Origin of the sequence: Sphingomonas phyllosphaerae 5.2 (assembly GCF_000419605.1) — a bacterium.
Lineage (GTDB): Bacteria > Pseudomonadota > Alphaproteobacteria > Sphingomonadales > Sphingomonadaceae > Sphingomonas > Sphingomonas phyllosphaerae_B.
Genome location: NZ_ATTI01000001.1, coordinates 1,405,423 through 1,419,765, shown reverse-complemented (window position 1 = coordinate 1,419,765; position 14,343 = coordinate 1,405,423). Strand labels below are relative to the sequence as shown.

General features: G+C 70.3%; 16 protein-coding genes, 1 tRNA gene and 1 riboswitch. Of the genes, 7 read left to right on the top strand and 10 right to left on the bottom strand.

The window, feature by feature from the left end:
* The first annotated feature begins 35 nt into the window (after window positions 1–35).
* Window positions 36–109, top strand: a tRNA-Cys gene (locus SPHPHY_RS0106655).
* A 77-nt stretch (window positions 110–186) separates the two neighbouring features.
* Here SPHPHY_RS0106655 and SPHPHY_RS0106650 read toward each other — a convergent pair.
* Window positions 187–1,194 carry a glycosyltransferase family 2 protein gene (locus SPHPHY_RS0106650; protein WP_028056579.1) on the bottom strand — a complete coding sequence of 336 codons (1,008 nt, stop codon included), beginning with the start codon at window positions 1,192–1,194 and terminating at the stop codon, window positions 187–189.
* 153 nt (window positions 1,195–1,347) lie between these two features.
* Here SPHPHY_RS0106650 and SPHPHY_RS0106645 point away from each other — a divergent pair, with 153 nt between their 5' ends.
* Complete coding sequence (locus tag SPHPHY_RS0106645; protein ID WP_022685918.1) at window positions 1,348–2,463, top strand: glycosyltransferase family 4 protein; 1,116 nt, start codon at window positions 1,348–1,350, stop codon at window positions 2,461–2,463.
* Between the two features lie 51 nt (window positions 2,464–2,514).
* Here the strand turns inward: SPHPHY_RS0106645 and SPHPHY_RS0106640 are convergent, their stop codons facing one another.
* The 5 genes from SPHPHY_RS0106640 to SPHPHY_RS0106620 all read right to left on the bottom strand — a co-directional run bounded on the left by SPHPHY_RS0106640 (window position 2,515) and on the right by SPHPHY_RS0106620 (window position 7,097).
* Window positions 2,515–3,759, bottom strand: coding sequence for a glycosyltransferase (locus SPHPHY_RS0106640; RefSeq protein WP_022685917.1), 1,245 nt, complete (start codon window positions 3,757–3,759; stop codon window positions 2,515–2,517).
* 132 nt (window positions 3,760–3,891) lie between these two features.
* Window positions 3,892–4,668, bottom strand: coding sequence for an ABC transporter ATP-binding protein (locus SPHPHY_RS0106635; RefSeq protein WP_022685916.1), 777 nt, complete (start codon window positions 4,666–4,668; stop codon window positions 3,892–3,894).
* Window positions 4,665–5,627: a FecCD family ABC transporter permease gene (locus SPHPHY_RS0106630; protein ID WP_022685915.1), complete on the bottom strand. Its 963-nt coding sequence runs from the start codon at window positions 5,625–5,627 to the stop codon at window positions 4,665–4,667. Before SPHPHY_RS0106630 ends, SPHPHY_RS0106635 begins: the two co-directional genes overlap by 4 nt.
* The gene (locus SPHPHY_RS0106625) at window positions 5,624–6,412 is read right to left on the bottom strand and encodes an ABC transporter substrate-binding protein (protein ID WP_081645259.1); all 789 of its coding nucleotides are present in this window, start codon (window positions 6,410–6,412) and stop codon (window positions 5,624–5,626) included. Before SPHPHY_RS0106625 ends, SPHPHY_RS0106630 begins: the two co-directional genes overlap by 4 nt.
* A 139-nt stretch (window positions 6,413–6,551) precedes the next feature.
* Window positions 6,552–6,689, bottom strand: a riboswitch (cobalamin riboswitch).
* Window positions 6,690–6,710: 21 nt separating this feature from the next.
* On the bottom strand, window positions 6,711–7,097 hold the full coding sequence (locus SPHPHY_RS0106620; protein ID WP_022685913.1) for a (deoxy)nucleoside triphosphate pyrophosphohydrolase: 387 nt from the start codon (window positions 7,095–7,097) through the stop codon (window positions 6,711–6,713).
* 44 nt (window positions 7,098–7,141) lie between these two features.
* Between SPHPHY_RS0106620 and SPHPHY_RS0106615 the strand changes: the two genes are divergently transcribed.
* Window positions 7,142–7,342, top strand: a complete 201-nt coding sequence (locus SPHPHY_RS0106615; RefSeq protein WP_022685912.1) for a Flp family type IVb pilin — start codon at window positions 7,142–7,144, stop codon at window positions 7,340–7,342.
* 129 nt (window positions 7,343–7,471) lie between these two features.
* On the top strand, window positions 7,472–7,642 hold the full coding sequence (locus tag SPHPHY_RS0106610) for a Flp family type IVb pilin (RefSeq protein WP_022685911.1): 171 nt from the start codon (window positions 7,472–7,474) through the stop codon (window positions 7,640–7,642).
* A 60-nt stretch (window positions 7,643–7,702) separates the two neighbouring features.
* Here the strand turns inward: SPHPHY_RS0106610 and SPHPHY_RS0106605 are convergent, their stop codons facing one another.
* From SPHPHY_RS0106605 to SPHPHY_RS22245, 4 genes are read right to left on the bottom strand one after another with little or no spacing between them, the layout of a single operon-like run.
* Window positions 7,703–8,653, bottom strand: a complete 951-nt coding sequence (locus tag SPHPHY_RS0106605) for an acetyl-CoA carboxylase carboxyltransferase subunit alpha (RefSeq protein WP_022685910.1) — start codon at window positions 8,651–8,653, stop codon at window positions 7,703–7,705.
* Window positions 8,654–8,662: 9 nt separating this feature from the next.
* Window positions 8,663–9,559 (bottom strand): tyrosine-type recombinase/integrase, encoded by an 897-nt coding sequence (locus tag SPHPHY_RS21920; RefSeq protein WP_022685909.1) that lies wholly within the window; start codon window positions 9,557–9,559, stop codon window positions 8,663–8,665.
* Window positions 9,556–11,328, bottom strand: coding sequence for a hypothetical protein (locus SPHPHY_RS21915; protein ID WP_028056577.1), 1,773 nt, complete (start codon window positions 11,326–11,328; stop codon window positions 9,556–9,558). The genes SPHPHY_RS21920 and SPHPHY_RS21915 overlap by 4 nt, the downstream gene beginning before the upstream one ends.
* Window positions 11,309–11,446: a hypothetical protein gene (locus SPHPHY_RS22245; RefSeq protein WP_196802135.1), complete on the bottom strand. Its 138-nt coding sequence runs from the start codon at window positions 11,444–11,446 to the stop codon at window positions 11,309–11,311. Before SPHPHY_RS22245 ends, SPHPHY_RS21915 begins: the two co-directional genes overlap by 20 nt.
* 97 nt (window positions 11,447–11,543) lie before the next feature.
* On the opposite strand from SPHPHY_RS22245, the gene SPHPHY_RS0106585 reads away from it, so the two are divergent.
* The 3 genes from SPHPHY_RS0106585 (at window position 11,544) to SPHPHY_RS0106575 (ending at window position 14,334) form a co-directional block, all read left to right on the top strand.
* Complete coding sequence (locus SPHPHY_RS0106585; protein ID WP_022685907.1) at window positions 11,544–12,107, top strand: shikimate kinase; 564 nt, start codon at window positions 11,544–11,546, stop codon at window positions 12,105–12,107.
* Window positions 12,104–13,204, top strand: a complete 1,101-nt coding sequence (aroB, locus tag SPHPHY_RS0106580) for a 3-dehydroquinate synthase (RefSeq protein ID WP_022685906.1) — start codon at window positions 12,104–12,106, stop codon at window positions 13,202–13,204. Before SPHPHY_RS0106585 ends, aroB begins: the two co-directional genes overlap by 4 nt.
* Window positions 13,205–13,509: 305 nt before the next feature.
* A complete protein-coding gene (locus SPHPHY_RS0106575) occupies window positions 13,510–14,334 on the top strand; it encodes an alpha/beta fold hydrolase (protein WP_028056575.1) in 825 nt (274 codons plus the stop codon).
* Window positions 14,335–14,343: the final 9 nt, after the last annotated feature.

Below are 14,343 nucleotides of genomic sequence, written 5' to 3'. Positions count from 1 at the left end.
GCCTGCCCGCATCTGCGCGCCCTCACCGGCCTCGAGGCGCGATGGCGGAGTGGTGACGCAGAGGACTGCAAATCCTTGCACCCGGGTTCGATTCCCGGTCGCGCCTCCACCGGTCGAGCGGCCTTGTGCCGGACCGGTCCCCGGTCAGTCATTAGCCGGGCGGACAGCTGCCTCGACTGACGCTATCTAAGCCTTATATTCGATCAGCGTGGCGCGCGCACGGGTGATGCGTTGCAGCTTGAAGCGCAGCCACCCCAGCGTCTGCGCCGCCTTCGCGACCATCATCAGCCCGCTCCATTGCAGCGCATGCCTGCCGCCGATGCGCGCGCGCTTGCTGCGCGCCATCCGCAGCAACTGCACGCCCGCCAGTGCCGCCGGGGCCAGCACGACCACGCGCAGCAACGGGTCGTCGAGCAGCGCGAAGAGTATCACTCCTACGATCGCGGCGATGTTGATCGCAGTCCAGCCGAGCGCGCTGCGCAGTAACCGTCGCCAGCCCGGATCGCCGCCGTCACCATGCAGCGCGGCCAGTTCCGCAAAGGCGTAGCCGGTGCGGCGCGACCGATGCCACCATTGCGTCAGCCGCGTGATGGCGACGTCGTGCAGCGTCATCTCCTGTCCGTTCGACCAGATCCGCCAGCCGCGCGCGCGCAGCCGCACGCACATCTCCGGCTCCTCGCCCGCGATTAGCAGGTCGTTGTAGCCGCCGACCTCGCGCAGGGCGACGACCCGCAGCAGCGCGTCGCCGCCGCACGAATTGACCTCGCCGATTGGCACGTTCCATTCGTCGTCGCACGCGGCGTGATAGGCGTTCGCGTCCGGCCGTCGCTCGCGTCGGCGTCCGAAGACCACCGCGCGGCGCGGATCGACCGCCATGTCGGCCTGCGCCACGGCCATCCAGTCGGGACGGACCTCGCAATCCCCGTCGACGGTCTGCACCGCCTCCAGCGTCGGGTGATCACGCAGCAGCCGGGCGATACCGGTGTTGCGCGCGCGCGCCGCGGTGAACGGCTGGTCCATGTCCAGTTCGACCACGTCGAAATCGAGCGATCGGGCCAGCGCGACGCTGCCGTCGGTGGATCCGGAATCGACATAGACGCGCGCCTGCGCCCCGCTGAGCGATGCCAGGCAGGCACGTAGCCGCTCGCCCTCGTTCCGCCCGATCACGACGACGCCGACACTTGATTCAGTCATGGCTTTACGCATAAGCCAAGGGCTCCATCCCGTCTACCGGACCCGCCGAACGGCACGGCCGGCGTCCCAGGTATTCCCGATGCCCCTTCGCAAGCCTCTCGTCCCGCGTTGCGACACCGCGGCCACGCCTTCCTGCACCGGGCGTGCACGCGCATGACGCTGCGGATCCTGTTCGCGCTGCCCGGATTGCACCGGATCGAGCGCGGGGCGGAAGTCGCCGTCACCTCGATCGCCAGCGAACTCGCGCGCGGTGGCGACGCGGTGACCCTGATCGGGTCGGGCGCGCCGCGCGCCGGGACGCCGTATCGCTTCCTCCACGCCGGCGCGATCACGCGCAAGCGGTTCGAGAAGATGCCGCACCTCCCGGCATTGCGCGACGATACGTCCTATGAGGAAGCGAGCTTCGTTCCCGGGATGCTGCGCCGCTATCGACCCGGCGATTACGACGTTACCGTCGCCTGCTCGTTCCCGTTCGTCCATTGGGCGCTGCGCAGTCGCCCGTTGATCGGTCCGAAGCCGGCGCACGTCTTCATCACGCAGAACGGCGACTGGCCGGTGCGTGCGCAGAACAGCGAGTATCGTTTCTTCGGCTGCGACGGACTCGTCTGCATCAACCCCGATTATTACGAAGCGGGGCGCGCGCACTGGCCCGCCGCGCTGATCCCCAACGGCGTCGCGATCGACCGCTTCACTCCGGGCCCCGGTGACCGCGCGCGCTTCGGGCTGCCGGAGGACAAGCCGCTGGTCCTGATGGTCAGCGCATTGATCGGCAGCAAGCGCGTGGCGGACGGCGTACGCGCGGTCGCCGGCATTCCGGACGCGCACCTCGTCTGCGCCGGCGACGGGCCGGAGCGCGCCGCGATCGACGCGCTCGCCGCGGCCGTGCTGCCGGGCCGCTACACGCGCCTGACGGCGGCGGCGACCGACATGCCGCTGCTCTACCGCTCCTGCGACGTCTTCATGCACCTCTCGCTTGACGAGCCGTTCGGCAACGTCTTCATCGAAGCGATGGCGTGTGGCCTCCCGGTGGTGGCGCAGGATAGCGCGCGCACCCGCTGGGTGGTCGGAACCGAGCAGTTCCTGTGCGACACCGAGGATCGCGGCGCCCTCACCGCCGCGATCGGCACGGCCTTGCGCGCTGCGGAAAGCGGCGCCGGCGTCGACGCTCGCCGCACCCATGCCGCAGGCTTCGCATGGTCGAACGTCGCGGCGCGCTACCGCAGCTTCTTCGAGGAAGTCGTCGACCGAAAGCGCAGCAGCACGCGCTAGGCCCGACGGAGCGGAATCACTGCGCCCGCCGGCGTAAAAGCGCGACGTGCATCATCCGCCGAGCCCCGACGGGACTCCCGGTTCCCTTGCGACACCCGCGAACAGCGCGGCCAGCTTCGCCGCCTCGGTGTGGCTGTCGTGCCGCTCCAGCACGCGCGCGCGTGCCGACGCGCCGATCGCCGCGATCTCGCCCGGCGTCGCCGCCAGCAATCGTGCGATCGCCCCGCTCAATGCCTGCACGTCGCCCGCCGGGATCAGGACGCCGTCCACGCCGTCACGCACCAATTCGGGGATGCCCGCGATATAGGTCGAGAGCACCGGCCGCTCGCGCGCCATCGCTTCCATGATCGCGACCGGCAGGCCCTCCGCGAAGCTCGGCAGGACCAGCGCGCGCGCGTCCTGAAGCATTTCGGTGATCTGGTCCGCGTTCACCCAACCCGCGATGGTCACCTGCGCGCCGATCCCGGCGGCGGCGATCGCTCGTTCGACCGCCGGTCGCATCTCGCCGTCGCCCGCCAGCACCAGCCGCACGCGCACACCGCGTGCGTGCAGCGCCGCCACCGCCTCGACCAGCAGCAACTGCCCCTTCTGCTCGCACAGCCGCCCGACGCAGACCAGCGTGTCGTTCGCGGGTGCGGGCGTGGTGCGCGCCGCCACGAAGCGCGGGTCGATCGCGCAATGGACGATCGCGATCTTCCCCCAATCGCCGGCATCTGCCCAGCGAAACAGCTGGCTGCGGCAGAAGCTGGTGATCGCGACCACGAACGCCGCGCGCGCGATCTTCTCCGTCAGCTTCCATTGCAACGGCTTGTCGAATTCCTCCGGTCCATGAACGGTGAAGCTGTACGGTGGGCCGCCGAGCATCCGCACGAACAGCGCGACCAGTACGGCATTGCTGCCGAAATGCGCGTGGACGTGCGTCGCCGCACCGCTGCGCGTCAGCCACCGCAGCATCAGGCACGCCTCCGCCAGATAGATCAGGTGGTAGAGAAATCCGCGCTCGGCCCCGCGCGACAATCGCCACGCCGCGGCCAATGTCGACAGGAAGCGTCCCGGCCGCCGCAGCAGCGCCCCCAGCGTGGCACCCGCCAGCGGCATCGCGCCGTCACGCAGCAGGTAGCGCGTCCGCTCGCGCTCCTCGCGGTCCAGTGGATCGACGATCTCCGCGTCCCAGCCGCGCACCGCGAACCGCTCGACCGTCACCCCCTGCTCCTCCAGCGCGCGGATCTCGGTCCGGATGAAGCTGTGGCTGACCTTGGGATATTGGTTGATGAGATAGGCGACCGACGCGGCCATCAGGCACTTCCTTCCCTGTCCGGCCGACGCGCGGGACAAGGCGCGCTATCCCACCCCGCCCACGCGATGACAATGCCGTGCTGTCGGGCCGTGCTGTCGGGCCGTGCTGTCGGGCTGGCCGGTCGGCTGCCGCTATGACATCGTCGCGACCGGCACGATGTAGCGCTGCCCGCTTGCGGTGATCCCCGTCTCCACCGTCAGGCCGTAGGTCTCCCCGACCAGCGTCGCCGTCAGCGTCGTCTCCGCCGGGCCAGCCGCGATCACGCCGCCGTCACGCAGCAGCACCACGTCGTCGGCAAGCCGGGCCGCCAGGTTCAGATCGTGGACGACCAGCACCACGCCGCTGCCCGCCGCCGCCACCGCGCGCAGTTGCGCGCCCACCTCCAGCTGGTGTGCGGGGTCCAGGCTGGCGAGCGGTTCGTCCGCCAGCAACCACTCCGGTCGACCCGCCAACACGCGCGCCAGCAGCGCCCGCGCGCGCTCGCCGCCAGACAGATGCTCGACCCCACGCCGCGCGAATCCGGCCATGCCGGTCGCCGCCAACGCCTGTGTCACCGCAGCACGATCCTCGTCGGTCTCGCCCCACCGCCCGCGCCACGGCAGCCGACCCAGCCCGACCAGCGTCGCCACATCGATATTCCAGTGCACGTCGGCCGCTTGCGGCAGGAAGCCGATCCGCCGCGCCCGCTGCTGCGCCGGCAGCGCGCGCACGTCGCCCTCGCCGAGCATCGCGCGCCCCGCAACGGGATGCTGCAATCCGGCCAGGCACGCCAGCAGGCTGCTTTTGCCCGCACCATTGGGGCCGAGCAGCGCGGTGACGCGACCCGCGGCAAACGCGGCCTCCACCGCATGCAGGACGGGCTTGCCGCCCAACGTCAACGACAGTCGCTGTGCCGCCAGGACGGTCATGCCAGCCGCCGCCGCATCGACACCAGCAGGTAGAAGAAGAACGGCCCGCCCAGCATCGACATCGCGATGCCGAGTCGCAGCTCGCTGACCGTCGGCGCCAGCCGCACCACGCAATCGGCAACCGTCAGCAGCAACGCCCCGCCCAGCGCGGACGGCAGCAACGTCGCCGACGGCCGATGCCCCGCAAACGGCCGCACGAGATGCGGCACGATCAGGCCGACGAAGCCGATGATCCCCGCCGCCGCCACCGATGCACCGACGGCCAGCGCGATCCCGGCGATCACCGCCAATTGCAACCGTCGCGGATCGACCCCCATCGATCGTGCCGCCTGCTCGCCCAGCGTCAGCGCGTCGAGCGACCGGCCGGTCCGCGCAAGTAGCGCAATGCCGGCCGCGATCAACGGAACGGCGACCCGCACGTCGTCCCAGCTGCGGTCGGTCAGCGCGCCCATCAGCCACGTCACGATCTCGGAGGCGACGAACGGCGTCGGCGCCAGGCTGATCGCCAGCGCGGTCAGCGATCCGGTGATGCTGGTCAGGATCATCCCGGCAAGCGTGAACAGGATCAGGCTGCCCGAGCGCCCGGCGATCAACGCCAATGCCGCCATCGTAGCCGCCGCGCCCGCCAGCGCGAAGCCCGGCAGCAGCCATGCCTGCACGGCATAGCCGAAATAGAGCGCGCACACCGCGCCGAACGCCGCGCCCGACGATACGCCGAACAGCCCGGGGTCGGCGAGCGGGTTGCGCAGATAACCCTGCATCGCGGCGCCCGACACGCCCAGCCCGGCGCCGACCGCCAGCGCCAGAATCGTACGCGGCAGGCGAAGCTCGACGATGATGATCGAGCGCGGGTCGGCGGCAGTCCACGCGTCCAGCGGCACCCACACCTTGCCGGCCGCCAGCGACAGCGCCGCCGCGAGCAGTACGCCGGCCAGCAGCCACCACGACAGCCGCGTCATCGCACCAGCTCCGCACGGACGGTACGCAGCCGCGCCATCGCCGCGATGATCGACGGTCCACCGCAGTTCATGAGCCGCGCCGCGAACGGCGCGATCGCGATCCGCTTTCCCAATCGTGCGAGCGCCGGGTGCCGCTCGGCACGCTCGCCGCCACCCTCCGCCGCGGCGACCGACAGCAACACGCGCGGCGGCCGTGCCACGAGATATTCGAGCGGCAGGATGTCCCAGCGTTGCAGCCCGTAGGCGCTGCTGGCGTTGGAGAACCCGGCACGGCGCAGCAGGTCGTCAGGCAAGGTGCCGGCGCCGGGCACCAGCCCGCCCGCACCCCAGATCAGCGCCGGGATGTTCCTTCCCGACACCGGTCGGGACGACGCCAGGATCAGTGCCGACAAGGCCACGCCCCGATCCGGGTGCCCGATCGCCGCCGCGACCGCGCGAACCTGCGCCGCGCTCTCCTCAACGTCCGCCGGGACAGGATATTGCACGAGATGGACGTGCAGCCGCGCGAGCGCCGCCACCGTCGCGGGCGCGACATGCCCGCCCGCCACGACCAGATCGGGGCGGAGCGCCACCACCTCTTCGGCAGTGCCAGACGTCGCTGCGAAGCGGCGCGCCTGTGCCAGTGGAATGGAGGTCGCGCGCGGATCCTGCGAGTAAATGCTGATCGCCGCGATCTGCCGGGCGTCGGCTACCTGCATCAGGATCGCGTCGAGGCACGGATTGATCGACACGATGCGCGGATAACGAGGCGTCGCCGCCCCCAGCAGCAACGGTGCCGTCGCCATCAACGCCCCACGCGCCGCTATCCCGATCCTTCGCAACCACGAAACTCCCACGCCGACCCGACTCGTCCGTCGTCGCGCGGGAAAATTTCCCCGATCGCCCGGCACACCCCGTCCGCGCGAAGGACAACCGCGACCGGGCAGGTTTCCTGGCTCCCGGGTCGTCGCCTGCCGCCCGGCCTTCCCGGATCGCGGCGGATCCAGTGGCACGCAAGGGGGCGAGAGGCTCGCCGGTCACAGTTGCGGGGGCAGCTCCGGATCGTCGCCTACCGGATTCCCTCGCCTGATCGCGGGCCTACGCCTAGCCGCCCCGCAACGACCGGGCAAGCGCGGCGAGCAGCGGTACGTCGACCGGCGGCATCGGCAGCGCCGCGAGCGCTTCGGGCACGTCCCAGCGCAGCGCCTCCGCCGCAAGTGCCAGCGGCGCACCGTGCCACGCGGTGCAGCGGTACAGCAGCATCGTCACCGGCATGTCGGTCGCGAACCCCACCGGCTCCAGCGCGGCGACCGCCACCTCGATCGCCAGTTCCTCGGCCAGTTCGCGCACCAGCGCGTCGGCCGGGTGTTCGCCCGGCTCGACCTTGCCGCCGGGAAACTCCCACAGCCCGCCGTGCCGCTTGCCGTGCGGGCGTTGCTGCATCAGGCAGCGGCCGTGTCCGTCGATCAGCGCTGCGGCGACTACCAGCATCGGGGTCGATCCTTCCTTAACCGTTAGGCTTTATCCTGCCAGCCATGTCACGCCTGTCCATCGCACGCTCGCCACTCGGCATCATCCGCTCGCTGCTGCGGCAGACGCGCGGTGCGACTGCGATCGAATATGGTCTGATCCTGGCGGTGATCGCACTCGGCATTTCCGCCAGTCTCACCCAGGTCGGCACGACGATCGCAACGACGTTCGACAGGATCAACAGCTATCTGGTCACTACTCGCTGATCGAACGACGAAATCCCGTGACTGGCTTAAATGTTTATCAACCCTGCGATCTTAGAACAGTCATCGATGGCCCTGTGAACAGGACGTCGGCGGGTACCGAAGATTTCAAGTATTAACTGGAGAATCGACATGCAGAAGATTCGTTCGTTCCTGAAGAACAGCAAGGGTGCGACCGCGATCGAGTACGGCCTGATCGCTGCGCTGATCGCCGTTGCTGCGATCGCAGCGATGAAGGGCTTGGGCACCCAGCTCAGCAACACCTTCGGCAACGTGTCGAGCAAGATGGCAAGCAACTCGTAAGAGTTGCCGCACATATGCCGAAAAGGGCGGCGGAACTCAGGTTCCGCCGCCCTTTCTGTGTCAGGCGACGCGACCCATCTTCAGGAACTTCGTGCGGCGGTCATGCCGCAACGCGTCGGGCGTCAGCGGTGCAAGGTCGCGCAGCATCCGCTCGATGCAGTCGCCCAGCGCGCGGATCGCGCCATCATGGTCGCGGTGCGCGCCGCCCAGCGGCTCGGGCACGATCGCGTCGATCACGCCAAGCCCCTTCAGGTCCTGCGCGGTCACCTTCATCGCCTCGGCGGCGTCGGGCGCCTTGTCGGCGGTCCGCCACAGGATCGAGGCGCAACCCTCCGGCGAAATCACCGAATAGACCGCATGCTCGAACATCAGCACGCGGTTGCCGCTGGCCAGCGCGATCGCGCCACCCGAACCGCCCTCGCCCACCACCACCGACACCAGCGGAACGCCAAGCGCGAGGCACGCCTCGGTGGAACGCGCGATCGCCTCCGCTTGCCCGCGCTCCTCGGCCTGGATGCCCGGAAATGCGCCGGACGTGTCGACCAGCGTCACGACCGGCAAGCCGAACCGATCGGCGAGTTCCAGCAGCCGGATCGCCTTGCGATACCCCTCCGGCTTGCCCATCCCGAAATTGTGCCGCAGCCGACTGGCGGTATCGTCGCCCTTCTCGTGGCCCAGCACCATCACGCGCTGCCCGCGGAACGTCGCGAAGCCGCCCAGAATCGCCTGGTCGTCGCCGAAGGCGCGGTCGCCCGCCAGCGGCACGAACTCGTCGAACAGCCCGGCGACGTAATGCTTGAAGTGCGGCCGCTCCGGATGACGCGCGACCTGCGTCTTCTGCCAGGGGGATAGCTTGCCGAACGTGTCTTTCAGCAGCTTGTCCGACTTCGCCTGCAACTTGGCGATCTCGGCGGAAATGTCGACCGTGCCCTCGGCACCGGTTTCGCGCAATTCGTCGATCCGCGCCTGCAGTTCGGCGATGGGTTTCTCGAAGTCGAGGAAAATTCGCATCGGGCGCAGCTAGGCGCGGTTTCGCAACGCGTCAACGAGCGGGTGGCGCTCGTTGACCAGCTCGACCAGCCGGCGACTGTCGACATGGGTGTAGATCTCGGTCGTCGCGATATCGGCATGCCCCAGCATCGTCTGGAGCGCGCGCAGGTCCGCCCCGCCTTCCAGCAGGTGCGTCGCGAAGGCATGGCGCAACACGTGCGGACTGATCCGCTCCGGCGCGATCCCCGCCTCGGCGGCCAACGTGCGCACCAGCTGGAACAGCCGCACGCGCGAGATATGCGTAGCGCCCGACGGGAAGAGGTACGCCCGATCGGTGGCGACATGCGCGCGCCATGCCGCCACGGCGGCGCGTGCGCGGTCGGAGATCGGCACGAGCCGCTCGCGCCCGCCCTTGCCCTTGAGGATCAGGAACGGCCGATCGGGATGGATCGACCCGCGCGGCAAAGACACCAGCTCGGTCGCGCGCAGCCCCGATCCGTAGAGCAGCTCGAACAACGCCGACAGCCGCAAGTCCGTCGCGATCACCGGTTCGCGCGCCAGCCGCGCAGCGATCGCCGCGAACAGCCGCTCGACGTCGCCGTGGTCCAGCGTGCGCGGCAGGCTACGCTTCATACCCGGTCGCGGCAGCGCGGGCGACGGATCGTCGCGACGGTCGCCGTCGTCGACGAGATAGCCGAAGAACCGACGAAGCGCCGCCGCCTTCCTCGCCACCGTCGCCTTCGACAATTCGCCCCAGCCGTCCGCCAGCCGCTCCAGCGCCGCGCAGTCCGCCGTTGCCAGCCCGCCGTCCAGCGCCGCCGATGCCAGCATCAGGTCGCGGCGGTACGCGGCCAGCGTGTTCGCCGCCGCGCCCGCCTGTGCCGCCATCATCTCCAGAAAACGCTCGATCGCGGTGGCGTCGCTCACAGCCGCGCGATCGCCTCCGCCGCGATCATCCGTGCCTCGCCGTCCAGCCCGACCGCGCGCAGCGCCGCCACGATGTGGAACAGCGCGGCGGGCGGTACATGCGCCCAGCCGCTCGCCTGCATCCCCACCGCGGCGAGCAGCAACACGGTGCCCGGCTGCCCGTCCGCCGCGGCCTGGTCGATCGCGCGCGTCCAGGCGTTCTGCGCGGTTACCGGCACCGCCAGTCGCTCGGCCAGGTCGGTCACCGCCCGATCCGGCAGGCGGCCCAGCCCCGCCATCCCGGCGAAGAACAACTGCCGCTTGCGTTCGGCCAGCCCGCCCTTCGGCGCATAGTCGGTGACCGACGAGGCGGGCAGTTGCGCGATCGCGTCGGGATCGGCGAGCACCAGCATCGCCCAGCCGTCCCCGCCGACCGGCACCGCGCCCTGCCAGCGCTGTGCGCTGCGATCGAGTCCGGCGGTCAGCATCGACGCGATCAAGCGGTCCGCCTCCGCCTCGCCCGACGACGCCGGCAGCCGCGCCGCGGCACGCGCGGTCAGCACCAGCCGCGCGTAGCGCGCGTTCGGCGTCTCCGCGGCGTCCCACAATTTCGCCATCGCCGCGATCCGCGTCGCGCGGTCGTTGCCGACATAGGCGTCGCGTAAGGTCGCCGCGACATTGGCCAATGCGGCCGGTGCGTCGCCCCCGTCGCCGAGTGCGGCGTACAGATCCACCATCGCCGCGCTCGACAACACGCCCATCGCCGCCGCCTGATCGGACACCGCCACGCGCTCGGCCAGCGGGATCGCCGGCGCCAGCGCCTGCCAACCGCGCACCTGCGGCCCGACGGTCGCGTAGAGTTCGTCGGGCACAACCACACCGGTCGCGGTCGCGAGGCCGAACCGCCAGGCGGTCAACTGCACCACCGGCGCCCATTCGATCGTCACCGCCTGTCGGCTGTTCAGCCCGGCGCCCATTACCTTCTGCGCCAGTTGCAGGTCGATGCCGCTCGCGATGCGGCGACGGCGAATGTCGGTGACCAGCGGCTGGGTTCGCGCGGCGCCGGTCAGCCCCGCGCACATCGCGCGCGCGACGATCCAGCCGCGCTCTCCTTCACCCGCGCTCGCTGCCAGCGGGCACAATCCACCCGGATCGGCGGTGGCCAGTGCCGCCTGCATCCACACATCGCGCAGCTTCGGCGTGACACGGTCGCTATCGACCGCCTGCGCCACGGCCCGCGCCGACACCGACTCGCCCATGCGCAGCAACAGCCACGCGCGCTCGGCCGCGAAATCCGCGCCGTTGACGCGCGCCGGCGTATCGACCTGCGCGACCAGCAATCGGCGCAGCGCGATCGACAGCCACCGCGACGGCAGCGGCGCCGAGAGGTAGCGCATCAGCCGCTCGACATAGCGTCCGTCGGCGCGCCCGAACGCGTCCCGCGCGAAGCTTTCGTCCGCCCCGACCGCATCGAGCGAGCGCCGCGCGAACGCCGGCAACACGTAACGCGGTGTGGGTGCCGGCGTCGGGCTGGCAGTCGGGGTCGGAAACGGCAGCGGCGGAAGCGGCGGCAGCGCACCGTCCGCCGTCGTCGTCTGCACGCGCGGGGCCGTCGCGGGCGCGTTTGCCGCAGGAGCCGGCGTGGGCGCCGGCGTCGACGGCGCGGCGCCGCTATCGCCGAAGCCGGGCGGCAACAGCGATTCGGGCCGCTGTTGCGCGACCGCGGCGGCGGCGAGGCCGAACGCCGCAGCGCCGGCCAGCGCGGCGCGTTTAGCCGGCGAGATTGCCAAGCTCGACCGCCTTCTCGACGCGGGTGACGGGCTGCTCGGTCGCACGGCCCGCGAAAAAGAACAGCGCACCCAGCACGATCACCAGCAGCACCACGACGGAGACAATCAACCGAGTCATGGAATTCCCAACCTGCACACGCGCCCTTCACCCTGTCCCGGCCATGCGCGTGCGTGCTGTTGCCGGGGACGGAACGCGCTGTATAGCCACGGTGACGATGTTGCAAAGCCCGCCCGTTCCGTCCCGTCGGCCCGCGCGCCGTCCGTTCCGCTGGAACGGCCGGCCGATCGTGCTCGTCGGGTTGATGGGCGCGGGCAAGTCGACGGTCGGACGGCGGCTGGCGGTGCGGCTGGCGCTGCCGTTCGTGGATGCCGATACCGAGATCGAGGCGGCGGCCGGCATGTCGATCGCCGACATTTTCGCCCAGTTCGGCGAGGAGTATTTTCGCGACGGTGAGCGTCGCGTGATCCAGCGGCTGATCGACGGCCGTCCGAAGGTCATCGCCACCGGCGGCGGCGCCTTCGTCAACGACGACACCCGCGCGCTGATCCTGTCCGATGCGCTCGCGGTGTGGCTCGACGCGCCGGTGGAGGTGCTGGCCGAGCGCGTCCGCCGCCGCGACACCCGCCCGCTGCTGCGCGGCAAGGATCCCGCCGCCGTGCTGCGGGAACTCGCCGCGGTCCGCAACCCGCTCTACGCGATGGCGCACCTGCGCATTCCCAGCGCGAACGCGCCGCACGACGTGACGGTGCGCACGATCATGGAGGCCCTGAGAAAATGACGACGGTGACGGTGGCGCTCGGTGACCGCAGCTACGACGTGCGGATCGAATCCGGGCTGCTTGCGCGGGCGGGCGAGGCGCTGGCCCCGATCGTCGGCGTGCGACCGGTGGTGATCGTCGCCGACGCCAACGTCGTCGGCCACCTCGCCACGCTTACCGCGTCGCTCGACGCCGCCGGGATCGGTCATGCCGAGATCGTGCTGCCCGCCGGCGAGGGGTCGAAAAGCTGGACCACGCTCGAGCGGCTGACCGACGAACTGCTCGCGCTCGGGGTCGAACGCGGCGATCACGTCGTGGCGCTCGGCGGCGGGGTGATCGGCGATCTCGTCGGTTTCGCGACGTCGATCCTGAAGCGGGGCTGCGGTTTCGTGCAGATCCCGACGACGCTGCTCGCGCAGGTCGATTCGTCGGTAGGCGGCAAGACCGGAATCAACGCGCGCGCCGGCAAGAACCTGATCGGCGCCTTCCATCAACCGAAGGCGGTGCTGATCGACCCCGACGTGCTCGACACCTTGCCCGCGCGACAGGTGCGTGCCGGTTATGCCGAGGTCGTCAAATACGGGCTGATCGACGATCCGGATTTCTTCGCCTGGTGCGAGACGAACGGCGCGCGGCTGCTCGCCGGCGATGCCGATGCGCGGACGCACGCCATCGCGCACGCCGTCGCCGCGAAGGCGCGGATCGTCGGCGAGGACGAGTTCGAGACGACCGGCCGCCGCGCCCTCCTCAACCTCGGTCACACCTTCGGCCACGCGCTGGAGGCCGAGGCGGGTTTCTCGGACCGGCTGCTGCACGGTGAGGCGGTCGCCGCCGGCTGCGGCCTCGCCTTCGCCTTCTCGGCGGTCACCGGACGCTGCGCGACCGAAGACGCCGCGCGTGTCGCGGCGCACTGGCGCGACAGCGACCTGCCCGACGGGCTCACCGCTTCCGGCATCGTCGCGCCCGCCGCACGCCTGGTCGATCACATGCGCCACGACAAGAAGATGTCGGCCGGCACCCTGCCCTTCCTGCTCTCGCACGGGATCGGCCAGACCTACCTGGACAAGACGGTGGCGCTGGCCGAGGTCGAGGCGTTCCTCGCCGAAGCGGGACGCTAGAGCGCCTTCCGATCATGTTGTGCCATCGGCACGAAGGGGATTTCGCTCCACCGCGAAGCGCGAGGAGGGCGCGATGCTCTCGAATCGTGACCGACGAGCAACGCGGCGGCGACCCGGATCACCCCGCCGCGTAGCAGGCGCCGAAGCGCGATGACGGTGGTAAGATGTGTCCGGAGACCGCGCTGGCTGCCGCGCTCGCCCATATCGCGACCCCTGCGGTGACCGGGGCGACGGACCCGGATCGGCCAGGCAAAGGAACGCCGCCCGGGACCACCCGTTACGGCTGCTCTGCCAAGGAGAGCCACATGCCGTACGTAAAAACGCGCGACGGGACCGACATCTACGTGAAGGACTGGGGCCAGGGCCGCCCCGTCGTGCTGATCCACGGCTGGCCGCTGTCGTCCGACAGCTGGGATCCGCAGATGAAGGCGCTTGCCGACGCGGGCTTCCGCGCCATCGCCTATGATCGTCGCGGCTTCGGCCGGTCCAGCCAGCCGTGGACTGGCTACGATTATGACACGCTCACCGACGACCTGCACGACGTCATGGAAGCCGCCGGTGCTACCGAGGACGTGACCCTGGTCGGCTTCTCGATGGGCGGGGGCGAAGTCGCGCGCTACCAGAGCCGCTACGAGGGCAAGGGCGTGATCTCCGCCGCACTGATCGGCTCGGTCGTGCCCTATATGCTCAGGACCGACGACAATCCGCACGGCGTACCCGCGGAAACGCTCGCCCAGATCGCCGCCGGAATCCTCGACGACCGCCCGAACTTCTTCCGCACCTTCTTCAAGGACTTTTTCGGGGTGGGCTACGTCACCAGCCCGGTCAGCGAAGCGACGCTCGACTGGGCGTGGCGGCTGGCGATGCAGGCCGGTCTGCAACCGACGCTGAAATGCGCCGAAAGCTTTGGCCACACCGATTTCCGCCCCGACCTGCCGGCATTTCGCGTGCCGACGCTGGTCCTGCACGGCACCGCCGACAAGACGGTGCCGATCGACACCAGCGGTCGCGCCGCCGCCGCTGGAATCGCGAATGCGCAACTGGTCGAATATGATGGCGCGCCGCACGGCCTGTTCGCCACCGAGAGCGACCGCCTGACCGAAGACCTGCTCACGTTCCTGGGCCGGTAGGCGACCGAT